Source organism: Paraburkholderia sp. BR10872 (assembly GCF_040965835.1).
Classification (GTDB): Bacteria; Pseudomonadota; Gammaproteobacteria; order Burkholderiales; family Burkholderiaceae; genus Paraburkholderia; species Paraburkholderia nodosa_A.
Map to the genome: position 1 here is coordinate 210,506 of NZ_JBFRCN010000002.1, position 25,641 is coordinate 236,146.

A 25,641-nucleotide genomic window follows, 5' to 3' on the forward strand; every position below is an offset into this window, starting at 1 on the left:
ACATCGAGACATGAGACAGGAAACCGTGGCGGCCATGCCCGGTCCCGCCGCTGCCTTGAATCCCTCAGCGGCGCTTCCCTGGTTAGTGCGTGCGCGCGCAACGTTGCGCGCCTCGATCCGCGCACGCACGAAGTTTTTCATCGGCCTGTTCTTTGCATTGTTCGCCACGCAAACCACACTGCTTGCGAGCCAGTTGATCGCGTTTGGCCACGCCTTCGAACGCGTGGATACGAGCTGGCACGATGAAAGCGCCGGGCAGGAAACCGAAGCACCACCGAGGCAAGCCGTCTCCGCCGCGCCGCGCGAACTCGCGGTCGAGCGGCTGCACAACCAGGTCCAGCGCGGCATCCTGCGCGTGCATCACACACTCGAAGCCGCCTTCGCGATCGCGCTCGCCACGCTCGCCTTTGGCCTCGTGCTGCTGCACTACCTCGAGCGTACGCTGCTGCGTCCGCTGCATACCTTGACCGATTCGCTCGTGCGCCTCGCGCACGGCGAAGACATGCGCGCATTGCCCGACATGAACCGCACCGACGAGATCGGCGCGATGGCGCATGCCTTCGATACGTTGTGCGAGAAGTCCCGCGAGCTGCATCTCGCCCACGAAGCCACGCGCGCCGCCGAGGCCCATGCCCAGGCGCTGGCGCGCCACGACCCGCTCACGGGCCTGCCCAACCGGCGTCTGCTCGCGGCGGAGATGAGCGCGGCGCTGGAGCGCACGCAGCACCGCTCGCCCGATTACCTCGTGTTCGTGATCGACCTCGACCGCTTCAAGCCCGTGAATGACTTTCACGGTCACGCCGCGGGCGACACGGTACTGTGCGAGATTGCCGCGCGTCTGCGTCGCGTGGTGCGTGACGGCGACACCGTTGCGCGCCTGGGCGGCGACGAGTTCGCCGTGCTCGCCCGCGTGCACCGCGACGACCACATCGAGGCCGCGAGCGAGCTGGCGCAGCGCCTGCTTGCCGCCACGCGCGCGCCCATCGACATCGGCAAGCTGCGCATCAACGTGGACGCGAGCATCGGCATCGCATGCTGCCCGCGCGACGGCGGCGACCCGGACGCGCTGCTGCGCGCCGCCGATATCGCCATGTACCGCGCCAAATGCGAAGGCAAGGGCACGTACCGCTTCTTCGAACAGAAGATGGACGACGAGCTGCGCCTGCAGGCCTCGCTCGAATCGGACCTGCGCCGCGCGCTCGCGGGCGGCGAGATTCGGCCGTTCTACCAGCCGCTCGTGCGCCTCGCCGACGGGCAGACCACCGGCTTCGAGATTCTCGCGCGCTGGCATCACGAGCAGCGCGGCTGGATCTCGCCCGAGGTGTTCGTGCCGCTCATCGAGCAGATGGGCATTTCGCCCGCGTTCACGGCTTCGATCCTGCGGCGCGCGTGCCGCGACGCGCTGGGCTGGCCCTCGCGCTACCACCTCGCGCTCAATCTCTCGCCCGCGCAGTTCAAGGACACGCAACTCGCGGCGCTGCTGCTCAGGATCCTCGCCGACGAGGGCATGCCGCCCGAGCGCATGGAGATCGAGATCACCGAATCGGCGCTGATGTACGACTTCGACGCGGCGCGCGCCGTGCTCGCGGACTTCCGCAACGCGGGGCTGCGCATGTCGCTCGACGACTTCGGCACCGGCTATTCGAGCCTGCAGCACCTGCGCGAGCTGAAGGTGGACAAGCTGAAGATCGACCGCTCCTTCGTGCTCTCGATGTCCTCGTGCAACGAGAGCGTCAAGATCGTCGACGCGATCATCGCGCTCTCCTCGAACCTGGGCATGAGCACCGTGGCCGAGGGCGTGGAGACCGCTGAACTCGCGCGCACGCTGGCGGCGAAGGGCTGCGACTACGCGCAGGGCTATTTCTTCGGCAAGGCGATGGCGGCGCGTGAAATCGACGCTTTGCTCAACGTGGATCGTGCGGCGAACGAGGCGCGGCCCAAGCGTCTCGTCGAGCCGGCCTGACCAGATTGACCCGTAGTACTTTGAGAAAGAAAAGGTAGACATCATGTTTGTAGCAATTGGCTGGATCGTCGTGCTCGGATCCGTGATCGGGAGCTTCGTGGGCGTGGGGGGGCACCTGCCCGCGCTCGTTCAACCATTCGAACTCCTGTGCATTTTCGGCGCGGCGCTGGGCGCGTTCGTGGTGAGCAACCCCACCGCCACGCTCGGCAAGACGCTCAAGGCGCTGCCCACCTGCTTCAAGGGCGGCGGCTACACGAAGGCGCAATACCTGGAGCTGATCGCCCTCCTCTACGAGCTGCTGCAAAAGGCGCGCAAGGAAGGCATGATGGCGCTCGAAGCCGACATCGAAGCGCCCGAGAACAGCCCGATTTTTCAGAAGTACGCACGCGTGCTCGACGACCATCATCTGCTCGACTTCATCGTCGACTATCTGCGCATGATGTCGAGCGGCAACGTAAATCCCTTGGAAATGCAGGACCTCATGGACGAAGAACTCGACACGCATCACTCGGAGGTGTCGATTGCGCCCAACGCGATCCAGAAGATGGCCGACGGCCTGCCCGCCTTCGGCATCGTGGCCGCCGTGATGGGCGTGGTGCATACGATGGGCTCGGTCGGCAAGCCGCCGGCCGTGCTCGGCGAGATGATCGCGGGCGCGCTCGTGGGCACGTTCCTCGGCATTCTGCTCGCCTATGGCTTCGTCGGTCCGATCGCCGACCTGCTCAACGCCAAGGGCCGCGCCGCCAGCAAGCCGTTTCAGTGCGTGAAGGCCGTGCTGCTCGCGTCGCTCGCCGGCTACGCGCCGCCCGTGGCCGTGGAATTCGGCCGCAAGGTGCTGTTCACCGCCGACCGCCCGAGCTTCCAGGAGCTCGACGAAGCGGTGCGCGCCACCAGGACGCCGAAGGCCGCTTAGGAGTCCAGAGATGGCCGAACGTACTCCAGGCTCGCGCGCCGCGCGAGACACCGAGAGCAGCAAGACCACGCTGGTGGTGCGCCGCGTGAAGAAAGGCGGCCACGAGGGTCACCATGGCGGCGCATGGAAGATCGCCTACGCCGACTTCGTGACCGCGATGATGGCGTTTTTCCTCTTGATGTGGCTGCTCGGCTCGACGTCGCAGTACGACCGCGACGGCATCGAGAAGTATTTCAACACGCCGCTTTCGGCCATGCTCGGCAGCAAGCCCGACGCCGCGAACCCCAACCCGAGCGTGGTGCAAGGCGGCGGCCGTGACCTGTCGAGCAAGACGCCGGCCGTGGGCGGCTCGAACGCGCAGCCCACGCCGTCGCACGCCGTACCCGTGGAAGCGGTCGACAAGTCGCGCCTTTCGCAGCTCAAGGAAAAACTCTCGGCGCTCATCGAGCGCAGGCCGGAGCTGCGCGCGTACCGCGACCAGATCCGCATGTCGATCACGGACGAAGGCCTGCGCATCGAGCTGGTCGATTCGCTCAAACGCCCCATGTTCGCGACCGGCAGCGCCAGGCTCGAGGACTACGCGTACGAGATCCTCGTGCAGATCGGCAGCGCGCTGAACGACGTGGACAGCGGCGTGTCGATCGCTGGGCACACCGACTCGGTGCCCTACTCGGGCGGCGTCGCCGGCTACTCGAACTGGGAGCTTTCGAGCGAGCGCGCCAACGCCGCGCGCCGCGCACTGGTGGCCGGCCACCTGAGCGAGGAGAAACTGCTCCAGGTACGCGGCCTCGCGGACGTCCTGCCGCTCGACCACGACACGGCGGACAGCCCGCTGAACCGGCGCATCAGCATTCTGGTGATGAACAAGGCCGCCGAACGCGCGTTCTTCGAGCAGGCCAAACGCTACGACGTGGACACCCCGCAAAAGGCGGCCGCGCCGGCTTCGTAAGGCATCGACGGCGCGACCCGCAGTGGGTCTCCAGAGCGGGTCTCCAGATAGGCAGGAACGCCCCAGATGCGCCTCGCGCCGGCGCATCGAATCGAGGGGCGGGACCGCGGTACGCCGCTTGCTGCATCTCGCGACAGGCGGCCAGAACCGCCGCGGCATCGCCTGCCGCCTGATACGGGAATCGTCGGGAGTCTGGCCGGACTCAACATTGTTCCCTTCATATCTGGAGACCAGCATGCCCACCTTCATTCCTCCGCCCATGCCAACTGGCAATGGCGTGCGCATCGTCGGCAAGGGCCGCGTGAGCGCCGCGGGGCCGGGCCCCGACGTGATGGCCGCCAGCACGCTCGACAGCGACCGCGTGCTGAGCTCGGACGGCCAGGAAGTCGGCAAGATCAAGGAAATCATGCTCGACGTGCAGAGCGGCCGCGTAGCCTACGTGGTGATGTCGAGCGGCGGCTTTCTCGGCATCGGCGACAAGCTGCTCGCCATCCCCTGGAGCGCGCTCATGCTCGACACGAGCCGCAAGTGCTTCCTGCTCAACGTCTCGTCCGAGCGCGTGAAGGAAGCGCCGGGCTTCGACCGGGACAGCTGGCCCTCCATGGCCGACGCGAGCTGGGGCAGCACGCTGCACGCGTACTACGGCGCCGAGCCTTACTGGGCCGCGGTCGAGCCGGTGACGCCGCGTCACTGAGCGTAGTCGTCCAGCACACGGCTCCGAGCGGGTGAGCGGCCGTTCGGAGCCGCGCATCGCATCGAGCGCGCCGGCGTTCAGCGCGGCGTGGTCCCGGTGTTCGCGGCGATTGGCGGTGCCTCGCGGGGCTCGGCCGCCTCCAACGCCCACGTGTCCACCGTGCGCCGCATCGGGCAGGCAATCACCGTGGCCACGCGGCTCGCCTGCGACGCCTCCGGCACGCTCCAGCCGTCCTCCGCCAGCGCCCGCACGCGCTGCCTGAACGCGATCTGCAAGGCATCCGACTTCACCGACACCTCGTTCTGCCAACTCTCCGGGACGCGAACCGGCCGGATGCGCCGCAGCACGGCGTGGTCTTCCTCGAAAATGCGCAGATTGCGAGCGCGAAAGCGTCCATCGAACAGCGGATTGCACAGGAAACTGCGGCCCATCATGAAGGGGGCACGGCTGATCGAATCGGCTCATTGGACCAGATTTTGGTTCCCGATGGCGACAGGCGCACAATACGCGCTGTTACAGCACGACGTCGATGTCACTGCGATCAGAGAACACGAGGCAACACCGAGTAACGCCTGGCAACCCTACAGGTAACCCCAAACCATGACCCAGTTCTTCAGCGAAGCCGCCTCCGCCGAGGCCGTCAATGCGCGTATCGGCGAAAACGCCGACGAGCGTCTGCGCGAGGTGATGAGCGCGCTCGTGCGCCATCTGCACGCATTCGCGAAAGAAGTGCAGCTCACGCAGCCGGAATGGGAAACCGCCATCGACTTCCTCACTACGGCGGGCCAGCTCTGCAGCGCCGAGCGCCAGGAGTTCATCCTGCTCTCGGACACACTAGGGTTTTCCATGCTCGTGGACGCCATCAACAACCGCCGCCCGGACGCAGCCACCGAAAACACCGTGTTCGGCCCGTTCCACGTGGCCGGCGCGCCGGAGCACGAGATGGGCGCGTGCATCACCGCCGACGGCAAGGGCGAGCGCTGCCTGTTCGAAGGCCGCGTGCTCGATCTCGAAGGCCGTCCGGTGGAGGGCGCGCGCATCGACGTGTGGTCCGACAACGCCGACGGCTACTACGACGTGCAGCAGCCCGGCGTGCAGCCCAGGTGGAACAACCGCGGCATCTTCACGACCGGCGCGGACGGCGCCTATCGCTTCGTCGGCATCAAGCCGGTCTCGTACCCGATCCCGCACGACGGCCCGGTGGGCAAGATGCTCGCAAACCTCGGCCGCCACCCCTACCGTCCCGCGCACATGCATTTCCTCATCACCGCGCCGGGCTTCCAGAAGGTCGTCACGCATACCTTCGTGGGCGACGATCCCTACCTGCAGTCGGACGCTGTGTTCGGCGTGAAAGCATCGCTCGTCGCGCCGTACGAGCGGGTGGCAGACAGCGCCACGCCCTGGCGCTCCACGTTCGACTTCGTGCTTGTGCCGCTCGCGGCGCCCGCCTGATCCGGCAATGCGGCGAACTGGACGCGATATCGCGCCTTGCTCGCCGCATTGTCCGCCGCTCCCGGGTCATAGACTGGTCTCGCAGTCGAACGAACAACCGGGAACACCTTTGGGGGCGGCGATGCGGGTCACGAACTGGATTCTGGTGCTGGAATGCGCGTATATGGAGTTTTCCAGCTGGCGCGGCAAGAACGTGTATCGCCGTACCGTGGCATACGACAGCGTGGTGTGGTGCTAACCCCTTCCGCAACCCGCTAGCCATCGACGCAACGGCATTCCTCTACTACAGTCGAAGACTTTACCGTCATCACTGCTGGAATCGAGGATTCGAATATGCTGTTCCCCGCCGTTGCCACCGCCGCCCTGCTGATCGTCGTGTATGTCCACGCGAACATTCCGCGCTTCACCGAGCGCGGCCCGAAGCGCCTCATCGCCCACGCCACGCTGTTGCTGGCCGGCCTGTGCTTCGGCGTGGTCGGCGCGATGATGTCCGGCACGATCGCGCCGCCGTGGGCGGTGATTGCGTGTGGCATGGGCGTCGTGCATTTGCCGGCGCTCTGCGTGCTCGTGCTCAAGCGCCTGAGGCATTCGGGGCGCAGCTAAAATGCCGTGCCCAGGCGCCTCACTGGCACTGCAACACGACGACGCCATCCATGCCCTGCTCGTTCGTCAACGTGGCCGAGTGACCAACGGCAACCAGCGGCTTCGTCGCGTCGTGCCCCACGACAACCGACTGAACGGACAACCGCCCGGTCGTCGAAATGCCATCAGCGGCGACTGAGAGTTCGTCAGCGCATACTGGGTAGCTCCGCGGCGCACTGAGGCGCGTGCAATTTTCCCCGATTGACTGGGGAAAACCACCATTGCGCAACGGTTCCAGCGCCGACCTTCAGTTCCCTCGCCCAGCGCCGTAAACATGTTCAGTGCTTTGCCGTCTCACGCGCAAAGCACGATCGTTTTTCTGCTACGTAGCCCCTCGCGTTCTGGAGCCCTCTTCGTGTTTGCACGACTCTCTATCTCTGTCCGTCTGCGCATCGCGGTCGGAGTGCTGGCCTTGCTGATCGTGGCAGCCGGCGTTTCCGGCCTTGCGGGCATGTCGCGCACCAATACGGCGCTCGGCTATGCCTATTCGAACCAGTTGGTCGCCGCCATCAACATCGGCAAGGCCAACCTGAATCTGACGATCGCGCGCACGACGCTCGACCGCATACTCCTGCACCCCGACGCGCCCGACATTCAGCCGTTGCTCGACAAGGCGCAGAACTATGTCGACACCTCGAACAAGGCCTGGGAGGTCTACCGCTCGCTGCCGCACGCTCCCGAAGAGCAGGCGCTCGCCGACGGCGTTCAAGCCGCCCTCACCGGCATGCTGGAGCAAGGCATCCAGCCGCTCATGGCCGCGATCAAGCAAGGCGACCGCCAGGCTCAGGATGACATCGCGATGAAGCAGATTCCGCCGCTCTCGGTCGCGCTCACCAAGGCCTCGACCGCGCTCGAGGCATGGCAGAAGGCGCACGGCGAGCAGGCGTTCGACCGCGCGCAGGACCGCTATTCATGGCTGCGGGCCGGCAGCCTCGCGCTGATCGTGCTCGGACTCGCGGTGGCGGGCGTATGCGCCGCGGGACTGCACCGTGCGATCGCCGCGCCGCTCGAGAACGTGCAGGGCGCGCTCCAGCGCATCGCGGACGGCGACCTGACCGCCAACCTCGAAACGCGTTCCAGCGACGAAATGGGCCGCCTCGTGGCGAGCCTCAAGGCCATGCAGGACGCGCTCGCGCACACGGTGCGCAAGGTCAGCCACAGCTCCGAGTCCATTTCCACGGCGACGCGGCAGATCGCCGCCGGCAACGACGACCTCTCGCAGCGCACCGAAGAACAGGCGGCCTCGCTGCAGGAAACGGCCGCGAGCATGGAGCAGCTCACCGCCACGGTCAAGCAGAACGCCGAAAACGCGCGCACCGCGCAGACGCTCGCCAACAGCGCGCAGGAAGTCGCCGATCGCGGCTCGCAAGTCGTGAGCAACGCTGTGCAGACGATGGAGCGCATCGACGGCAGCTCGCAGAAGATTGCCGATATCACCGGCATCATCGAAGGCATTGCTTTCCAGACCAATATCCTCGCGCTCAACGCGGCGGTGGAAGCCGCGCGCGCGGGCGAACAGGGCCGCGGCTTCGCCGTGGTCGCGAGCGAGGTGCGCTCGCTTGCACAGCGTTCGGCGGCGGCCGCCAAAGAGATCAAGACGCTGATCGCCGAATCGGTCGAGCACGTGTCGTCGGGTTCGGAATATGTGCGCTCGGCCGGCGAGACGATGAACGAGATCGGCGAGTCCATTGGCCGCGTGACGACCATCATGCACGAGATCGCGAACGCGTCCGAAGAGCAGCGCGACGGCATCGAGCAAGTGAATCTCGCGGTCTCGCAGATGGACCAGGTCTCACAGCAGAACGCGGCGCTCGTGGAAGAAGCGGCCGCGGCCGCGATGGCGCTCAGCGAGCAGGCCGACTCGCTGCGCGACGCCGTTGGTGCGTTCAGGCTCGCGCACTGAGCCGTTTGCGGCTCAGCTTGCGCAGGCCAACGCGGGCATCCGGCGGGACGCGTCGAAGTCCCGGGCCTTCATGGCAGCCGCAGCGCAGCCACGCTTGTCCAGCCGCTCGGCCAGCAGCCAGCTAAACACGTCCAGCGCGGTCCTGCCGTGCGTCGCAATGAATTCGCGCATCACTTCCTGCACGGCACCTTCCTGTGTCGCCGTCGAAAGCATGCTGGAAATATGCGACGCGCCACGCGCGAGTTCGAGCGAATACGCCGCTTCGTAGTAGTACAGGCCGCCTTGACGCGGCTTTTTGTGGGCCTTTTTCATGTTTCCCCCGTTTGCCCGTATCTGGCAGGCGCCTGCATCTTTGCAGGCGGCGCATGACGCGGCAATGAATCGGCAGTGCCTGGGGCCAAATCTGTCGCTATGTCTCAAATACTTGTTGTTTTGTCTCACATGCGGCTTGCACGACCCACGTGTTTCATGCTCAACGCATCAAGGCCATCCAGTAGCGCCAGTCGTCCGCCCCGGACTCTTTCGCCAGTTCGGTCTCGCCATTGAGCGCCAGCATGCGTACCGCGCGCGGCGAGAGACCAATCGAACGGCGAAACGCGCGCGTGAAATTCGCGGCGTCGGTGAATCCGTGTGCGGCGGCAATGTCGGCAATCGACATGCCGCGTCGCGCCGGGTCGGCGAGCATCTCGCGGCAGCGCCGCAAGCGGCGCTCGCGCACATAAGTCGCGAAACCGCCCTCCTGTTCGAATAGCCGGTAAAGCGTGGCGCGCGACATGTCGAATGCACGCGTTACGAATTCCGCGTTCAGTTGCGGATCGGTCAGGCGCTTCTCCACATAGCGGCAGATCGATACGAACACACATTCCTGAACAGCCGGCCAGTGTTCCGGGCTCACGCTCGCGTTGAGCGCGCTGGCCGCAAGTTGAAGCGTGGCGGGCATGACGGCCTGGGCGTGGGTGAGCGTCAACTGCGGGGCATGTCGGTAAAGCGCACCCAGATGCTCGCGCAGCAGCGCGACCGTGGGATCGGTGCCGCGAATCACACGCATGCTCTGCTGGTCGGGAGCAGTCAGCAAAGGGGCGAGCAAGCGCCGCGGCACCGCCAGGTTAAGGAATTCGCTCTGCGTGGTGTCGGTCGCGAGCGGTTGGGCCGCGTCCACGATGAACATGTCGCCCGGCTGCGTACACGCTTCCGGGCCGCCGTCGCGCGCCCGGCAGTGGCCACCTAGATAGAACTGCAGAACATATTGATCGTGACCGTCACGGCCGATCTTCGCGTTCGAGCGGTCGTAGCGCTGCGCGCCCGTGCGTATCGAGCCCAGCACCACGTCGCCGACCAGATAGCCGCTCACGCTGGTGCCGAATCCCGCGTCGCGCGATTCTGCGGTCTGCGTGTCGAAAATCACGCTCACTGCCTCGCGCCACGCGGAAAACTGCTGGTCGCGAGGCAGCACGCTGGTATCGAACGTGGAATGAGGCAGGGAATTCGGCGTTGGGCTCATAGGCCACCTTGGTATGCGTAATGACTACGGGATGGGCAACCTCCACTCGACTACTGGGCTATCGGTTGCGCGCGCAAATTCTTTAGAGCAGGCGGCGCAAGGAAAAACGAGTAAGGGGAATCCGCCTTGCTGCGCGCTGGACGGGCGGCCATTCGATGCCCCGGAAAGGCTGAAATGCACAACGCGCGGCGCCGTCTTCGACAAAGAGGAGGAAGGTCCGATGAGCCCGCTTCATTGCATCGGCTACCCGTGCTGCTGCGGACTGTTACAAGGTGTATTCAAGTTCACGAAGTGAATACCGCCCCAGCAAGGGCCGTTGCCTCTGCCAGGAAGCCAACACAGATCCCTCCTTTTATCGAATCTTGATAACGACCTTACCCTTAGCACGTCCGGTTTCAACATAAGCCAAAGCCTCTCGCGTTGACTCGAACGGGAATATACGATCGATCACAGGCTTTATCGCAGCAGAGTCGAAGAGCCCGGCTATCTGGGTTAGCTGATCTCCGTCGGCACGCATAAAGAGGAATGAATAGTCGACATTCCGACGTCTTGCCGCCTTTCGGATGCGATAGCTTAGAAGGTGCATCGCCGCTCTCAGGAACCAGGCGGCACCCATCTGCCTGGCAAATTCAGGATCGGGCGGACCGGCGATTCCGATCAGCTTGCCACCCGACTTGAGCACTTGCAATGATTTTTCGAGGGTCTTTCCGCCCTGCGTATCCAGCACTACGTCATAGTCTTTCAATACAGCGGCAAAGTCGTCCTTCCTGTAATCGATGACGATGTCCGCACCGAGTTGCTTCATCAATCCCGCATTCGCGGCGCTCGCTGTCGTCGCGACGGTTGCGCCCAGATGCTTCGCCAGCTGAATGGCGAAGGTGCCGACACCGCCCGAGCCAGCGTGTATGAGCACCTTCTGCCCTTTCTTCAGTTGTGCTCGTTCGACCAGCGCCTGCCACGCAGTCAGGCCCACCAACGGGATCGAAGCCGCTTCTTCCATACTCAGCGCTTTGGGCTTGAGCGCCACGGCGTCTTCCGTGATCGCGATGAATTCCGCGAAAGTGCCGATCCGGTCTTTGGGCGGTCGCGCATACACCTCATCGCCCGGTTTCAATCGCCTCACGTGTGATCCGACGCGGACAATGGTCCCAGCGAGGTCGTTGCCCAGAATCAGCGGCAAGCGGTAGGGCAAAATAAGCTTGAACTCTCCGTCCCTGATCTTCGAATCAAGCGGGTTCACGCCAGCGGCGTGAATCTGGATGAGTACGTCGTCCTCACGCAGTTCCGGATCCGGCATTTCGCCGGCTCGTATGCCATTCTCGCGTCCATATCGATAGACGACGAATGCCTTCATCATGGTTCGTTGTTCCTTGCCAGTTTCTTGTTGCGTGAATCATCTACGCTGTGAGCCGCAGGTCCTTGCGAATGCCGGCGTCCACCAGGCCCACAGGGGCAAATCTGCGTAGCAATCGGAGACGGCCGGCGAGTCCGCCCGCCGCATAGCGGAGGTTCGGGCGCGCCGCGAGAGCGGCCCGCAATACGGTTTCGGCCACAACCTCAGGACCGTCAGCGCTTTCGACTACCTCCTTGACTCGCCGATCGTGCGCGCCTGGTCGTTGGATCAAAAATATGATAGACGTCATATTTTTGATCCAACGAAAGCCGATACCGGGCACACGGATTACTCATCAGCGGGTGCGAATGTATTCAGTGCGGCTTCGAGAAGACTATCCGACAGTTTGGGGTCGTCGACGGCGCGCGCCAGCACCATGGTGCCGACCATGGTAGCAACAGTCAGAAGTGCCTGCTCATGCGCGCCCGGCTGCCCCCAGTCGGGCAATTGGCGCGCGACGACATCGATCATCTCCTTGATGCGGCGGGTGGCCGCGCGACGCACGACTGGCGCCTGACGCGGCATCTCCGAGCCAAGGGCAGAGACCGGGCAGCCCGTTTCTATGGCGTCACGGTGCTCCTTCGACAGATAGGCGCGCACCATCGACGGCAATGCCTGCTCCTGCGGCACGGAGGCGGCGATTTGCTCCGACAATGCCACGGCCTCGGCACCGGCGCGGTCGGCCGCTTCCGCAAGCAGCACTTCCCGCGATGGAAAGTGCGCGTAGAAGCCGCCATGTGTCAGGCCAGCCTCCTTCATGATGTCGGCCACTCCCGTCCCGTCGTAGCCACTGCGTCGAATCGCGCGGGCGGCAACCTCGACGATGCGCTCGTGCGTGATTTCCTTGCGGCTGGCCGGTTTTCGATTGGATGACGGTTTCTGCATGATGGTCATCATATACCACTTCAGCGCAATTTGCTGCACGAAGCAATCTCGGTTGGGATCACCCGAACGTTCGTTCTGGCACCGACGACCTCGCATCGGCTCGAGCATCTAGCGCGGGACGTCACCGGATGCGCCGTCAAAGCGCACGCGCGCGGCATGGATGTCGGGATAACGACGATCGGCCCAATCGATGAGGGCCGCCATCGGGTCCAACAGGGACTGGCCTAGCGGAGCCAGACGATATTCCACGCTGGGTGGGCTGGTGGGAAAAACATGGCGGGTGATGAGTCCGTCGCGCTCCAGATCGCGCAGTGTCTGGGTAAGCATGCGCTTGGAAATGTCAGGGATGGCCCGGTGAAGCTCACTGAAGCGCCGCGATCGCGTCGCCAGCTCCATGATCATGAGCATGCTCCATTTGTCGCCGATGCGGTCGAGCACGTCGCGAATCGCGCAGTGTGCAGGCTGGGCGGCGCCCAGTTCACGTTGATAACGGCTGAATCTCTCGATCGCCTTCTGGACAGTGCTCATTCGGGTTCCCCTAAACTCCTCTGGTAACAAAAAACTGCCTCCTTCCGGCGCGAGGCATTGGTCTCTATGATAGACCTACCCTCAAACAAAGACTGCTCCACAGGGAGCTCGAATGTCAAACCCTGTTCCCGGCCGCCTTCCGTAGCTGACTCCGGCGGGCATCTGGGCCGGCGCGTCGAGTCGCAGGCGGAAGCCGAAGATTCCACCATTACCGCATCCAGCAGTAGCCGCAGAAGAGTTGGCATTTAAGGGCAATTTTAATTTCAGGAGAACTACATGATTTTGGTAATGGGAATTACCGGACGCGCAGGTGGCGCAACGGCCCAACATCTATTGGCGCAAGGCCGGCAAGTACGGGCGCTGGTCCGCAATCGCGAGAAGGCGGCGAATTGGGCGGATCGGGGCGTGGAACTCGTCGACGGCGACTGGAATGATGCGGCCACCGTGGAGAGGGCGCTCGATGGAGTCGACGGCGCATTTGTCATGTTGCCGGCTGTCTGGGCACCCTCGCCTGATTTCAGGGAAGCAAAGGGCGTGATCGCGAACTACGTCGAGGCGCTGACCAGAGCAGCGCCGCCGCGGGTGGTCGTGCTCTCGTCGATGGGGGCGAACAGAACCAGCGGCCTGGGAATGATCACGGCCCTGTCGCTTCTCGAGCAAGGACTACGCGATCTGACGTTGCCGATCGCCTATTTGCGAGCCGGCGGGTTTTTCGAAAACTTCCTTTACGGCCTGCACGTCGCCCAGAGCGGCACGCTACCTGTCTACTACAACCCGATGAGTCGGAAGTCGACCATGGTCGCGACCGACGATATCGGCGCCGAAGTGGCGGCGCTGCTGACCGGGCAGCCGTGGTCCGGGCATCGCGTCGTCGAGCTTGGCTCGATGGTCAGCGCGGACGAAGTCGCGGCCCAACTGGGCGAAGTCTTGCAGCGCGACGTCAAGACCCTTTCCATTCCGCGTGCCGGCTGGCCAGCAGCGTTCGAACAGTTCGGCGTCCCGAGGGGACAGACCGGGCCCGCCGAAGCGATGTTCGACGCCGTCAACGCGGGCTGGATGGATCTCGGCGTCGCGGGTACGGAGCACATCGCGGGCACGACGTCTCCTCGCGATGTCTTTGCGGCGGCCTACAAGGCCAATACGGCATGAACAACGGAGACCGGCCGTCTCGTCGAACGGGCGGCCGCACTAGTCCTCGGCTGTGCACCCAACAGAGAAGGTAGAACGAATGTCCAAGATTTCCTGGCGCCAGGTATTACCTTTGGTTCTTGCCGCTTTTTTCGTCGTCGGATCGCTCAGCAACATCGTCGCCCCGCGATCCATCTTTGAGGAGTACCTGAAGTGGGGATATCCGCAGTGGTTCCATTTCGTAACCGGTTCGCTGGAACTCATGACTGCCCTTCTGCTCGCGCGACCACGGACGCGGCTGTGGGGCTCGGCGCTCGGCTGCACCGTAATGTTGGCCGCGCTGGCAACCGTCGCAGTGCACGGCGAATTCGGACACGGGGTGGCGCCGCTTGTCGCGGCGACACTATCGATTGTTGTGGGCTGGATTGCCTGGCGCGAGCGGCTCACTACCGGTTCTTTGGCTCGGGCCTAAACCAGCAGGAGCAGGAGGATTCGCTCGAAGCTTCCCACATGACGTCTATCTGAGGCGTTTAACGGCAACATCACTCAATGCGCATTAGGTGGATCAGAACCAGACTCATCGCCGCCAACACCAGTATCGAAAGAATCACCGCCGACGTGACGCGCGGACCTGCCTTTGCGACGGTACGCAGATCGGTACCTACACCCAAAGCAGCCATTGAAACAACCGTGAGCGCGCTGCCTAGCTCGCTCGCCGGCTGCAAAAGCGGCATGGGAATCATCCCCGTCGCTCGAGCCGCGCAAAGGAGAACGAAGCCGACGATAAACCATGGCACCAGCTTCGTCAGACGAACCTTGCCGGGCAGCATCGTCGTACCGTCGCCCGGCTCCGGCGTACCTGGGTTCGCAGCACGTACAGGCAGAAGCGTGGACAGGAGCAGCATCACCGGTCCGAGCATGAGCACACGCACCAGTTTAACCAGCGTGCCAATATGCACACTGACGGGTGAAACGGGTATGGTCGCTGCAAGCACCTGTGGCACCGCATAGACGGTCATACCTGCCAATGTCCCATACTGCACGGCGTTCAGATGAAGAGCCGCAGACAGCAGCGGCAAGCCAAGCACAACCGCAACGCCAAGCACCGCGGTGAAGGCGATCGATGCAGTGACATCGTCGCGGCTGGCGCCGATCACGGGCGCAACAGCTGCGATGGCTGAATTTCCGCAGATCGAATTTCCGCACGCGATCAGGACCGCCATGCGCCGCGGCAACTTCAGTGCGCGTCCTGTTCCGTAACTCGCCAGGATGGCCGCGATGACGATCACAACGATGCCCGACAGCAGCTTGAGGCCGGTCGCCTGCAATGCGGCGGCGCTAAATGATACGCCGAGCAGCACGACGGAGATTTCCAGCAAGGCTTTGGCGCTGAACGTAATCCCGCTTGTCCAACGCTCACCCGGCGTCCATATCATACGGACCAGCGCGCCAACGAGGATCGCGAGCACGAGCGATTCAAGCCACACATGACCAAATAGACGCGCTTGCAGCGTTTGCAGCAGCCATGCGATCAGGCATACGCCGGCACAGAGCGCAACACCGGGAATCAGTCCAATAAGGTAACAGGGCCCAACCGCATACTTGCTACGGGATGTTCGGCGATTCGGCGAAAGAGACGACATTTCGACACCAGTCGGTTAAACGGAGTGACTAGGCTATGCGTCGTTCGGTGTCGTGAAAAATACAAAATAGGCAGCTGTTGCCTGACTTTGAGTTATGCCACCTCATCTCCAGGTTCTGGCAGCCCCCTGCAGGCTGATCACAGCGATCGTTTCCCACAGGAAACGGTGTTGCACTTGCGGCATCCTTTAATGGCGGATGAAACGGCGCTACCATCGTGGCCGTCTCGTGCGAAATCGTGGGTCGCCGGATTTCGGACCATGAATCGGCCACGGCGATTCTCGCGGGCCTTGCCAATGAATTTCACTCATCTGTTAGCTTTCTATGAAGTTGCCCGCGCCGGCAGCTTGAGCGGCGGCGCCTTGCGTCTGCGGGTAAGCCAGCCCGCCGTTAGCCGCGAAGTCAAGGAACTGGAAGATCGCCTGGGTGTCCTACTGTTCGACAGGCTGCCCCGAGGCGTGGCGCTCACCTATGCGGGAAAACTGCTATTCGATTACGCAGAACGGATATTCACCCTCGCCGAGGCGGCCCGATCCGAATTGAAGGAAATCGCAGGTCTTGACTCAGGGCACCTTCAAATAGGCGCGAGCGCAACACTAGGTGTCTACCTCGTGCCGAAGATGATCGCCACGTTCACGACGCGCTATCCAAAGGTCAGCATCGAACTGACTGTGACCAATACACAGGAGGTCGTGCGCGGCCTCGGTAACGGCAACTACACGCTCGGTTTCATCGAGGGTCCATACGACGAAGCACGCCTGCACGCGCAATATGTTGGCTCCGACGAAATCGTACTCGCAGCCGCGCCGGGATTACGTCAAAGCAACGGGCAACTACTGTTGGCGCGCAATCTTGCAGAACGGAGGGTGATCCTGCGCGAACCGGGTTCGGGTACGCGCGCGGTGGTCGAATCCGCGTATCAGCGCGCCGGGTTCGAGATGGTACCTTCCATGTCGGTGAGCGATACGGAGGCCATCAAGCGCATGCTTGTTTCGCAACCGAGCATGGCCTACCTGTCCTCACTCAGTATCGAGACGGAAATCGCCCGTGGCGAAATCCGCACCCTGGAGGTGGCTGACATGCGAATAGAACGCGCGCTGAATCTGGTCTGGCTCAAGAGGCGTTCGCTTTCACCATGCGCTCGGGCCTTCTTCGAACTAGCCCTTGAGCATACCGCGCATGCGGGCGGTCCTTTTCCCATCGCGGGGGCTTATGTTTGCGACGCTCCGGCAATGCAGAGCGACCAAGCCCGGCTAGCCCCCCGCGGCCATCCCTGACTTGGCTATGCGTGCGACTCGACCGCCCTCCCCGCTTTGAAACTGTTGAACGATCATATCGACGACGACACGCACGCGTGCCGTCCGGTGAAAATCGGCATGCATGCCGAGCCAGACATCGTAGGCACTTTCCACATCGGGCAGCACGCGCACAAGATCAGGAATGGCATCACCGATATAGGTCGGCAATTCTCCGATGCCCAGCGCGCCTTGCAAGGAGGCGACGAGCGCGAGAATCGAGTTCACCTGTACGCCCGGCACCCGCAGGCTGGTTCTCAACGCTTGCAGCGGCGGGAACCAGCGGATCCCGTCGCCCGCGACAAGCGCGACGAACTCGTGCGCAACGAGATCGCCAATATCACGCGGCGTCGGGAAGTTCGCGAGGTATGCCGGACTCGCGTACAGCGCGGTCGTCAGACCGGGAAGACGACGCACGATAGCTGACGCCTGCTGCGGTCGTACGTTGCGCGCGACGATATCGTTCTCGCGTTGTGCGAGCCTGGAAAACGCTGAAGCGATATCCACCTCGATGCGAATCTCCGGGTACTTGCGACGCACCGATGCAATGGCCGGTATGACATACCCGGTGCCCAGCACATCCGACGTGCCAACACGGACCACACCGCGCGGCGACATATCTACACCACCCGCGCGCCGCTCGAGTTCCAGCGCACTGCGCTCCATCTGCGTCGCGACGTCGACCAGTGCTTCGGCCGTGTCTGTCGGCAAATAGCCGCGGGGCGTGCGCAGAAACAGCCTGGCCTTCAGTTCATGCTCCAGCGCGGCCAGTTGACGGCTGACTGTAGGCGGATTGCTGTTCAATTCGCGCGAAGCGCCGGCAAGCGTCCGATGCCGATAGACGGCAATGAAAAACCGCAATCTGTTCCAGTCCATAGGTTCATTTCATCAGACGAACACGTCGACCAGTCGTTTCAAGAATGGAATCCAGCATTACCGAATCGACCGTTTATGCAAGTATCGCCGGAAACTAGACTGACCGTGTTCTCGTAACGAAGAGGGAGATGATGGATCTGAAACTGTCGGGAAAAACGGCGCTCGTACTCGGCGCGTCACGCGGGCTCGGTCTGGCGAGCGCAATCGAACTGGGACGCGAGGGGGCGAACGTGATGATCGCTTCGTCGAACGGCGGCCATCATGCACACGCACTGGCGCAGCTACGCGAAGCGGGCGTGACGAACGCACATGCGATCACAGTGGACGTAAGGCGTCCAGACGACGCATCGCATGCGCTCGCCGATACCGTCGCCCAATTTGGCTCGCTCGATATTCTCGTCAACAACGCCGGAGGTCCACCCTTCGGCTCGTTCGACACGTTTGACGACGCCGCGTGGCAAGAGGCGTTCGAGCTCAGCTTCTTGAGCATCGCGCGCTTCACACGCCTGGCGCTGCCGCATCTGCGCCGCTCCGGCGAGGGCCGCGTGATCAATATCGTCAGCTTTTCGGTGCGGCACGCAATGCAGGGATCGATTCTGTCGACGAGCATGCGCCTGGGCGTAGTCGGCCTCGCCAAGCTGCTGTCACGCGAGGCGAACGGCAATGGCATCACCGTCAACAACGTGGCGCCGGGACTGATACTGACCGACCGCATCCGCGAGTCGTCGCTCAAGCAGAAACTCGCGGACGGCAGAAGCGAACAACAGGGCCTCGCGGAACTGGCCGCGGAAGTCCCCTTGCGGCGCCTCGGTCGTCCGGAGGAACTCGGCGCGCTGGTCGCGTTTCTGGCCTCTCCCCGTGCGAGCTATATCAACGGCGCAACGATCCAGGTCGACGGTGGCCTAGGCAGCGGCATTCTGTGATTCGCGAGGGCGGCGCGCTTCGGCTCGCGGCGCCGCTTCGTTCACCATTTCGTCAGATGAGAACCGCACTGAAAGCGGTCTAGAATGGATTCATTGTTTCAGTACGGAAACGATCGCCATGATCGACCTCAATGATCTGTATTACTTTTCGGTCGTGGTCGAGAAACGTGGCTTTTCCGCTGCGGCCGATGCAATCGGGATACCCAAGGGCACCCTTAGCAAACGCCTGCAGGCATTGGAGCAGGCGCTGGGACTGCGCCTTGCGAACCGCACGACGCGCAAGTTCTCGCTCACCGAGGCGGGCGTGGACTTCCATGCGCATTGCCTGCGCGTAATGAACGAGGTACGCGATGCCGAGCAGGCCGCACAGGCGCGCCTGACGGAGCCGGTTGGACGCGTGCGCATCACGTGTGCGGCTGGCATCGTCCGGATGGCGCTCGATAGAGTGCTGCCGCCGTTTCTCGCCGTGCATCCGAAAATCGACATCGATCTGCAGACCTCCAGCCGCTATGTCGACATCGTTGAAGAAGGGTATGACATTGCGCTGCGCAGCCATACGGAGCCGCTGCAAAGTTCGTCGCTGATCGCGCGGCCCGTTGGGCAAACGCGCGTAGTGCTCGTCGCGAGCCCCACGCTCTTTGCGAATGGACCGCCCTCCGAGCCGGCTGAGCTGAACGGCGCGGACGGCATGCAGCTGGCGCGTCGCGATACCGGCTGTACCTGGTTGCTGCATGCCTCGGATGGACGCACCGCGACCGTTTCCTACCACCCGAGGATTCGCTGCAACGACGCGCCGTTCGCGAAGTTCGCCGCCCAGGCGGGGCTAGGCGTCGTCGCCCTACCCTCGCCGATGTGCAAGGCCGAACTCGCAGACGGTCGGCTCGTGCGCGTCCTCCCGGACTGGCACATCCCACGCGGCACGTTAAGTATCGTCTTTCCGTCGCAACGCGGCATGACGCAAGCGATGCGCGCGACCGTCGACTATCTCGCCGAAGCGTTGCCCGCCTTGATGAACGACTGACTCCCTTCGCAAACAGCCATCATTCGAGCGCATGAAAAAGGGCGCAGGCCCGATTTCGTCCCCCGTCCCCATCGTTTCCACGCGGAAACAGTTTTACTCCTCAAGCCGTCTTTTTCATTGTTTCCCTGCTGTCTACGATGACGCTCTTCAAGAAGGAGCAATCAGATGGCAAATACGTTGTCCCGTGCCGAGCGGCGTATCGCTCAACGCGCACGATCGCTGAACAGTTCGGCGATTCGCGAAATTCTCAAGCTTACCGAACGACCCGACATGATCTCGTTCGCGGGCGGCGTTCCGTCGCCCGCCTCGTTTCCGCTCGCCGCACTACGCGATGCATCCGCTCGGGCGACGCATGCTTCGAGTGCCGACATCTTCCAGTACAGCGCGACGGAAGGTTACGCGCCATTGCGCGAATGGATCGCGCGCGCGCACTCGACCAGCCAGCATCCCGTCACGCCGTCCAACGTGCTGATCACGAGCGGCTCCCAGCAGGCGTTCGACCTCATCGGCAAGGTGCTCGTCGATCCGCAAAGCGCGGTGCTCGTGGAGCGGCCGACGTATCTCGGCGCGTTGCAGTCGCTCTCGCTATACGAACCCGAATTCGTGAGCGTGCAGACGGACGACCACGGCATCGTGTCGAAAGCGCTCGAATACATCGAACCCGAGCGCGCCGCGCTGTTGTATCTGCAGCCGAACTTCCAGAATCCCACGGGGACGCGTCTGCCGTTCCAGCGTCGCAGGAAGATCGCGGAAATCGCCCGCCGCACCGGGCTCATCGTCGTCGAGGACGATCCCTATGCCGCGCTTGCGTTCGACGGCGGTCAGTTGCCGTCCATCCATTCGATGGCGCCCGACAACGTCATTTACCTGGGTTCGTTTTCAAAGGCCCTCGCGCCCGGATTGCGGGTCGGCTACATGATCGTGCCGGGCGCGCTGCAGCAAAAGTTCGTGCAGGTCAAGCAGGCGGCCGATCTGCATAGCTCGACGCTTTCGCAGCACATCGTCTACGAGACCGTGCGCGACGGATTGCTCGAATCTCACGTACCGCGACTTGCCAGTTTCTATCGTCAGCAATGCGAAGCAATGCTATCCGCACTCGACAGGCATATGCCCGAAGGCGTGCGCTGGAACGTGCCCGAAGGCGGCATGTTCGTCTGGCTCGCGCTGCCGCCCGACATCGACAGCGCGGCACTGCTCGAAGACGCGCTTGCCGTCAATGTCGCATTCGTCCCCGGCGCGCCGTTCTTTGCACGCGATCCGCTCCACCACTTTCTGCGCCTGTCCTTCGCGACCGTATCGCCGCAGCAGATCGACCGCGGCATCGAACGGCTGGCGGCGCTCATCAACGCGCACTCGCGTGCGTTCACCCCCGTTTTCGACCTGGAACTCGACCGATGACATCCCGGCTGACTCTGCTGTTGCTTGCCTCGCCCATTGTTGCCGCGCTTAGCGTGCCGTTCTACAACCGCATGACACCCACGCTCGACGGCTGGCCATTCTTCTACTGGTGGCAAACGGGCTGCGTTCTCGCGGGCGCGCTGCTGACGGGTGCAGCTTACCTGCTCGACGCGAGCGCCGTGCGCAAGTCCGCAGCGCGATCGCAAGAAGGTGCCGCATGAACGTAATGTCGATAGGTATCTTCATCGCACTTTTTGCACTGGTGAGCGTGCTGGGGATGGCGGCGGCGCGATGGCGGCGCAGCGATCTCAGCGCCATTCACGAATGGGGACTCGCCGGTCGGCGCTTCGGCACCGTCATGAGCTGGTTCCTGATCGGCGGCGACCTTTACACCGCGTACACCTTCGTCGCCGTGCCGGCGCTTGTCTTCGCTGCGGGCGCGACGGGTTTCTTCGCGGTGCCGTACACCATCATCACGTTTCCTCTCGGCTTTCTCGTCTTGCCGCGCCTGTGGCGCGTTGCGCGCAAGCATGGCCACGTGACCCTCGCCGACTACATCGAACAGCGCTTTGGCAGCCGCCCCCTTGCGCTCGCGATCGCGTTGACAGGCATTCTCGCGACCATGCCGTATATTGCGTTGCAACTGGTGGGCATTCGGGTCACGCTCGGCGCGCTCGGCCTTCCGACGCATGGCTGGCTCGGCGAAACGCCGCTTTTCGTCGCGTTCGGCGTACTCGCGGTCTATACGTGGTCGAGCGGATTACGCGCGCCGGCAATGATCGCTGTCGTCAAGGACTTGCTGATCTACGCGACGATCATCGGGGCACTGATCGTGATCCCGGCGCGGCTTGGCGGCTTCGGTCACATGTTCGCGGCGTTGCCGCCAGCGAAGCTGCTGCTGAAAGCGCCGGACGCCACGAGCCTCAACGCGTACTCGTCGTATGCAACACTCGCGCTCGGCTCGGCACTTGCGTTGCTGCTCTATCCGCATTCGATGACGGCAACACTCTCCGCATCATCCGATCGCGTGATCCGACGCAACATGGCCTTGCTGCCTGCGTATTCGCTGCTGCTCGCCTTCGTCGCACTGCTTGGTGTGATGGCGCTCTCGGCGGGTGTCGGCGCGATGCCCGAGTACGCGGATCAGTTCCGGCAATACGGCCCGAACTTCGCAGTGTTCGCACTTTTCCTGCACTACTTCCCTTCGTGGTTCGTCGGCGTCGCGTTCGCGGCGATCGGCATTGGCGCGCTGGTGCCCGCCGCGATCATGTCGATTGCCGCGGCCAATCTTTTCACGCGCAACGTGTGGCGGCCGTATTTCGCGCCGTATTGCAGCGCGGCGCGCGAGACCCGGGTGGCAAAGCAGGTCTCGCTGTTCGTCAAGTTCGGGGCGCTGGGTTTCGTGCTGTTCATGCCCGTTCAGTTTGCCATTCAGTTGCAGCTGCTCGGCGGCGTCTGGATCACGCAGACCTTGCCTGCCGTCGTGCTGGGTCTCTTCGTGCCCGCCGTGCGCGCGCGCAGTCTGATGGCGGGCTGGATATCCGGTCTGGGCACCGGCACGTGGATGGTGGCCGTGAATGGCTTCAAGACCGCTACTTACACGATTCATGTCGGCGCGCTCGCGATGCCGGTCTATGCCGCTGTGATCGCGTTGCTTGCCAACCTTGTCATCGTCCTCGCGTCGTCGGTCCTTTTCACGAAACCGCAGGAAGAAGGAGTCGAAGGTGACCTCCAGAACTGATAGCACCAACGCTGCGCTCGCGGGCATCGACATCGATACCTTGATGTCGCACCTCGCGTGCCCCACGGCCGAAACCGGCCTCGCGGTCGGCGACATGATGGAGCGCGTCAACGCCGCGTTGATCGATGCAGCGTTCACCAGACTCGATCCGCAGGCGGACGAACGCATCGTCGAGATCGGGCCAGGCAACGGCGGCCATATCCTGTCCGTGCTGACGCGTGCGCCACGGCTGACGCTCGTGGGCATCGACATATCGCCGACGATGACGTCTGCGGCTCGCGAACGCAACGCCATGTTGCTGGCGCGCGGACGCGTCGCGCTGACGACGGCGGACGTCGCCAGCATTCCCTACGCAAACGCCTCATTCGACAAGGCCATCGCGATCAACAGCGTCTACTTCTGGCCGGACCTCCTGGCAGCCCTTCGGGAAATCCGCCGTGTGCTGCGCGACGAAGGACAACTGGTGATCGCGGCGATGACACCCGAAGCGGCGCTGTCGATGCCGTTCAGCCGCCACGGTTTTCGCGTTCATGGACCGACCGCTTTTCGCGAAGCCTGCTTCGAAGCCGGCTTCGATCACGTGCAGATCGAACGCTATGTCGATCACGGGTCCGCGGCGCCCGCGCCCGCCGCGCAACGCACGTTCTTTCTCGTGCGCGCTTCGTGCATGTAGTGGATCACGCTTCAGGAGTGTTTTATGTTTCCTCATGTTCAATCGTTTCATGATGCAGTGACGGGCACTGTCAGTCACATCGTTCATGCGGGCGCGGGTTCGACTTGCGCGGTGATCGACCCGGTACTGGACTACGACACGGCGTCCGGGCGCCCGTCGACCGCGTCACTCGATCGCATCCTCGCGTTTATCGGGGAGCAGCATCTGGTCGTCGGATGGATTCTCGAAACGCATGCGCATGCGGATCATCTATCGGGCGCCGTCGAACTGAAACGGCGCAGGGGCGGCACCATCGCTACGAGCGCGCGTATCGCCGACGTGCGCTCGCTGTTCTCGACGACGTTCGATCTCGCCGACGAGCACGGCTTTGATTGTCTATTCGGACCCGAGGAAGCATTCACGATCGGCACAATGACGGCGCATGCGATTCCGACACCCGGACACACGCCCGCAGACACGGCCTATTTGATTGGCGATGCGCTGTTCGTCGGCGATACGCTGTTCATGCCCGACCTCGGCACGGCACGCTGCGATTTCCCCGGTGGCGATGCGAAAACGCTCTACGCGTCGGTGCGGCGGCTCCTGGCACTGCCCGAATCGACCCGCGTATTCGTCTGTCACGACTACCCGCCTGCGGGGCGTGACGTACGCTTCGAAACGACGATTGCCGAGCAGCGGCAACACAATATCCATGTGCGCGACGGCATCAGCGAAAGCGAATTCGTCGCGATGCGAACTGCGCGCGATCTCACGCTGAAGGTGCCCGCGCTGCTGTTCCCCGCGATGCAGGTGAATTTGCGCGGCGGACGTCTGCCCGCTTCCGATGACAACGGCCGTCGCTATATGCGGATTCCGATCGACGAGTCCTGTTTCGTGACGGATCCCTCATGATCAGCGCGCTAAGGTCGCTTCGGCGCGCGGGTCCAGGCCGTGGCAATGCGTTTTGCGCCGCTACGGAAGCTCCGACCGGCGCGTGCATCGACGCAGATGCGCCTCCGCCATCAATGGACAACAGCGCCGCCCCGACCGCGCCGGTCGACTACGAAATCGAACTCATGCGCTACCTGCTGCTTTCGATGGCTGCTGCCTACTGAACACAGCATCGCTGTTCGTTGCCTGGAAACTTCCGCGCCGTGACGCGAGACTCCACCACCTCGCTGCGATGGGTACATCGTCGTCGCGCGCGCCGCTTTGGGAATTCTTCGAAATGAGAAAACGTGCAAGATTCAACGCGACTCCCAGTTTGGGCAAGCGCGATGCTGGCTCGTTTGTCATACGCCATTTGCCTGCGATCCTGCTGCTATTGCTTTTGGGCTTGAATGCGTTCGTTCTTGGCATCGTGGGATAGCCGTGATCACGCACTCAGGCGCGCACCACCGTCACGCCGGCCGCTTCGATCGGCTCGATCAGCTTCGCGTCCGCCGAACGCTCGACGACGATGGTCTGCGCCATACCGATTGGACCGATGCAATACGGCGACGCCGCGTTGAGCTTCGCGGCCGACGCCAGGACGACCGTTTCAGCCGCGCGCGCAGCCAGCGCGCGTTTTACATAGGATTCCTCGAAATCGCCCGTGCTCAGCCCGGCTTGCACGTGAACGCCCGTCACGCCCATGAAGTACAGGTCTGCGTGAATGTGCGCGATCGCCTCCACGGCCGCCGCGCCCACGGTGACCACCGAATGCTTGTAGAGCTTCCCGCCGATCAGCACGACTTCGATGGCGGGATGCTCCGCGAGCGCCACCGCGACGCCGGGGCTATGCGTGACGATGGTTGCCTGCAGATCGCGCGGCAGGCACTCGACCAGAAGCGCCGAGGTCGTCCCGCCATCGACGATCGCCACCTGCCCCGGCGCGATCATGTCCGCGGCCTTCTGCGCAATGCGTCGCTTCGCTGCCACCTCCATGCCGCGCCGCTCTGCGATAGGCGCCACCGCCGGCGAAGCCGGTAGCGCGCCGCCGTGCACGCGCTGCAACAAGCCCTCGGCGGCCAGCTCTCGCAGGTCGCGCCGCACGGTGTCCTCGGAAACGCCGAATTGCGCGCTAAGTTCGCCGGCGAGCACCTGGCCATCGCGCTTGAGCGCCGCGAGTATCGCTTTCTTTCGTTGATCTGTGAGCATGGGA

General features: G+C 63.4%; 26 protein-coding genes and 1 pseudogene. 17 read left to right on the forward strand and 10 right to left on the reverse strand.

Annotation, left to right across the window (positions count from 1 at the left end; all coding sequences use genetic code 11):
* The first annotated feature begins 10 nt into the window (after positions 1-10).
* From AB4Y43_RS02965 to AB4Y43_RS02980, 4 genes are all read left to right on the forward strand, one after another.
* Positions 11-1,963 carry an EAL domain-containing protein gene (locus AB4Y43_RS02965; protein WP_342948991.1) on the forward strand — a complete coding sequence of 651 codons (1,953 nt, stop codon included), beginning with the start codon at positions 11-13 and terminating at the stop codon, positions 1,961-1,963.
* A gap of 43 nt (positions 1,964-2,006) precedes the next feature.
* Positions 2,007-2,876: a flagellar motor stator protein MotA gene (gene motA / locus AB4Y43_RS02970; protein WP_368727000.1), complete on the forward strand. Its 870-nt coding sequence runs from the start codon at positions 2,007-2,009 to the stop codon at positions 2,874-2,876.
* 10 nt (positions 2,877-2,886) lie between these two features.
* Positions 2,887-3,825: a flagellar motor protein MotB gene (motB, locus tag AB4Y43_RS02975; protein WP_368727001.1), complete on the forward strand. Its 939-nt coding sequence runs from the start codon at positions 2,887-2,889 to the stop codon at positions 3,823-3,825.
* Positions 3,826-4,060: 235 nt separating this feature from the next.
* The gene (locus tag AB4Y43_RS02980; RefSeq protein WP_256094804.1) at positions 4,061-4,519 is read left to right on the forward strand and encodes a PRC-barrel domain-containing protein; all 459 of its coding nucleotides are present in this window, start codon (positions 4,061-4,063) and stop codon (positions 4,517-4,519) included.
* Positions 4,520-4,596: 77 nt separating this feature from the next.
* Here AB4Y43_RS02980 and AB4Y43_RS02985 read toward each other — a convergent pair whose 3' ends face one another.
* Positions 4,597-4,953, reverse strand: coding sequence for a hypothetical protein (locus AB4Y43_RS02985; RefSeq protein WP_368727002.1), 357 nt, complete (start codon positions 4,951-4,953; stop codon positions 4,597-4,599).
* Between the two features lie 166 nt (positions 4,954-5,119).
* Between AB4Y43_RS02985 and AB4Y43_RS02990 the strand changes: the two genes are divergently transcribed.
* From AB4Y43_RS02990 to AB4Y43_RS03000, 3 genes are all read left to right on the forward strand, one after another.
* Positions 5,120-5,971, forward strand: coding sequence for an intradiol ring-cleavage dioxygenase (locus tag AB4Y43_RS02990; protein ID WP_342948994.1), 852 nt, complete (start codon positions 5,120-5,122; stop codon positions 5,969-5,971).
* Between the two features lie 333 nt (positions 5,972-6,304).
* Positions 6,305-6,574: a hypothetical protein gene (locus tag AB4Y43_RS02995; RefSeq protein WP_254315880.1), complete on the forward strand. Its 270-nt coding sequence runs from the start codon at positions 6,305-6,307 to the stop codon at positions 6,572-6,574.
* A gap of 394 nt (positions 6,575-6,968) precedes the next feature.
* Positions 6,969-8,516, forward strand: a complete 1,548-nt coding sequence (locus AB4Y43_RS03000) for a methyl-accepting chemotaxis protein (RefSeq protein WP_342948995.1) — start codon at positions 6,969-6,971, stop codon at positions 8,514-8,516.
* A gap of 12 nt (positions 8,517-8,528) precedes the next feature.
* Here AB4Y43_RS03000 and AB4Y43_RS03005 read toward each other — a convergent pair whose 3' ends face one another.
* The 6 genes and pseudogenes from AB4Y43_RS03005 to AB4Y43_RS03030 form a co-directional block, all read right to left on the reverse strand.
* Entirely contained in the window at positions 8,529-8,828 is a 300-nt protein-coding gene (locus AB4Y43_RS03005; RefSeq protein WP_069265882.1) for a hypothetical protein, read from the reverse strand.
* A 160-nt stretch (positions 8,829-8,988) separates the two neighbouring features.
* Positions 8,989-9,969 carry a helix-turn-helix domain-containing protein gene (locus tag AB4Y43_RS03010; protein ID WP_368610295.1) on the reverse strand — a complete coding sequence of 327 codons (981 nt, stop codon included), beginning with the start codon at positions 9,967-9,969 and terminating at the stop codon, positions 8,989-8,991.
* A gap of 400 nt (positions 9,970-10,369) precedes the next feature.
* Complete coding sequence (locus AB4Y43_RS03015) at positions 10,370-11,371, reverse strand: NADP-dependent oxidoreductase (RefSeq protein ID WP_368727042.1); 1,002 nt, start codon at positions 11,369-11,371, stop codon at positions 10,370-10,372.
* A 43-nt stretch (positions 11,372-11,414) separates the two neighbouring features.
* Positions 11,415-11,618 (reverse strand): annotated as a pseudogene (locus tag AB4Y43_RS03020) (short-chain dehydrogenase/reductase); the annotation flags it as partial.
* An 80-nt stretch (positions 11,619-11,698) separates the two neighbouring features.
* Positions 11,699-12,307: a TetR/AcrR family transcriptional regulator gene (locus AB4Y43_RS03025; protein ID WP_368602417.1), complete on the reverse strand. Its 609-nt coding sequence runs from the start codon at positions 12,305-12,307 to the stop codon at positions 11,699-11,701.
* A gap of 96 nt (positions 12,308-12,403) precedes the next feature.
* Positions 12,404-12,823 carry a helix-turn-helix domain-containing protein gene (locus AB4Y43_RS03030; protein ID WP_069265879.1) on the reverse strand — a complete coding sequence of 140 codons (420 nt, stop codon included), beginning with the start codon at positions 12,821-12,823 and terminating at the stop codon, positions 12,404-12,406.
* A gap of 276 nt (positions 12,824-13,099) precedes the next feature.
* Here AB4Y43_RS03030 and AB4Y43_RS03035 point away from each other — a divergent pair, with 276 nt between their 5' ends.
* Positions 13,100-13,972, forward strand: a complete 873-nt coding sequence (locus AB4Y43_RS03035; RefSeq protein WP_368727003.1) for an NmrA family NAD(P)-binding protein — start codon at positions 13,100-13,102, stop codon at positions 13,970-13,972.
* Between the two features lie 79 nt (positions 13,973-14,051).
* Entirely contained in the window at positions 14,052-14,423 is a 372-nt protein-coding gene (locus AB4Y43_RS03040) for a DoxX family protein (RefSeq protein WP_368602415.1), read from the forward strand.
* A gap of 70 nt (positions 14,424-14,493) precedes the next feature.
* Here AB4Y43_RS03040 and AB4Y43_RS03045 read toward each other — a convergent pair whose 3' ends face one another.
* A complete protein-coding gene (locus tag AB4Y43_RS03045; protein ID WP_368727004.1) occupies positions 14,494-15,594 on the reverse strand; it encodes a YeiH family protein in 1,101 nt (366 codons plus the stop codon).
* Between the two features lie 294 nt (positions 15,595-15,888).
* Between AB4Y43_RS03045 and AB4Y43_RS03050 the strand changes: the two genes are divergently transcribed.
* Positions 15,889-16,869 carry a LysR family transcriptional regulator gene (locus AB4Y43_RS03050; protein WP_368727005.1) on the forward strand — a complete coding sequence of 327 codons (981 nt, stop codon included), beginning with the start codon at positions 15,889-15,891 and terminating at the stop codon, positions 16,867-16,869.
* Here the strand turns inward: AB4Y43_RS03050 and AB4Y43_RS03055 are convergent.
* On the reverse strand, positions 16,846-17,763 hold the full coding sequence (locus AB4Y43_RS03055; protein ID WP_368727006.1) for a LysR family transcriptional regulator: 918 nt from the start codon (positions 17,761-17,763) through the stop codon (positions 16,846-16,848). The genes AB4Y43_RS03050 and AB4Y43_RS03055 overlap by 24 nt on opposite strands.
* A gap of 128 nt (positions 17,764-17,891) precedes the next feature.
* Between AB4Y43_RS03055 and AB4Y43_RS03060 the strand changes: the two genes are divergently transcribed.
* The 7 genes from AB4Y43_RS03060 (at position 17,892) to AB4Y43_RS03090 (ending at position 24,410) form a co-directional block, all read left to right on the forward strand.
* On the forward strand, positions 17,892-18,686 hold the full coding sequence (locus tag AB4Y43_RS03060) for an SDR family oxidoreductase (RefSeq protein WP_368727007.1): 795 nt from the start codon (positions 17,892-17,894) through the stop codon (positions 18,684-18,686).
* 118 nt (positions 18,687-18,804) lie between these two features.
* Positions 18,805-19,707 (forward strand): LysR substrate-binding domain-containing protein, encoded by a 903-nt coding sequence (locus AB4Y43_RS03065; RefSeq protein ID WP_069265874.1) that lies wholly within the window; start codon positions 18,805-18,807, stop codon positions 19,705-19,707.
* A gap of 165 nt (positions 19,708-19,872) precedes the next feature.
* Positions 19,873-21,105: a PLP-dependent aminotransferase family protein gene (locus AB4Y43_RS03070; RefSeq protein ID WP_368683432.1), complete on the forward strand. Its 1,233-nt coding sequence runs from the start codon at positions 19,873-19,875 to the stop codon at positions 21,103-21,105.
* Complete coding sequence (locus tag AB4Y43_RS03075; protein ID WP_069265872.1) at positions 21,102-21,326, forward strand: DUF3311 domain-containing protein; 225 nt, start codon at positions 21,102-21,104, stop codon at positions 21,324-21,326. Before AB4Y43_RS03070 ends, AB4Y43_RS03075 begins: the two co-directional genes overlap by 4 nt.
* Complete coding sequence (gene mctP, locus AB4Y43_RS03080; protein WP_368727008.1) at positions 21,323-22,846, forward strand: monocarboxylate uptake permease MctP; 1,524 nt, start codon at positions 21,323-21,325, stop codon at positions 22,844-22,846. Before AB4Y43_RS03075 ends, mctP begins: the two co-directional genes overlap by 4 nt.
* Positions 22,830-23,519 (forward strand): class I SAM-dependent methyltransferase, encoded by a 690-nt coding sequence (locus AB4Y43_RS03085; RefSeq protein ID WP_141710726.1) that lies wholly within the window; start codon positions 22,830-22,832, stop codon positions 23,517-23,519. Before mctP ends, AB4Y43_RS03085 begins: the two co-directional genes overlap by 17 nt.
* Positions 23,520-23,543: 24 nt before the next feature.
* The gene (locus AB4Y43_RS03090; RefSeq protein ID WP_368727009.1) at positions 23,544-24,410 is read left to right on the forward strand and encodes an MBL fold metallo-hydrolase; all 867 of its coding nucleotides are present in this window, start codon (positions 23,544-23,546) and stop codon (positions 24,408-24,410) included.
* 471 nt (positions 24,411-24,881) lie between these two features.
* On the opposite strand, the gene AB4Y43_RS03095 is transcribed toward AB4Y43_RS03090, so the two are convergent.
* A complete protein-coding gene (locus tag AB4Y43_RS03095; protein WP_368727010.1) occupies positions 24,882-25,637 on the reverse strand; it encodes a DeoR/GlpR family DNA-binding transcription regulator in 756 nt (251 codons plus the stop codon).
* Between the last annotated feature and the right edge of the window lie 4 nt (positions 25,638-25,641).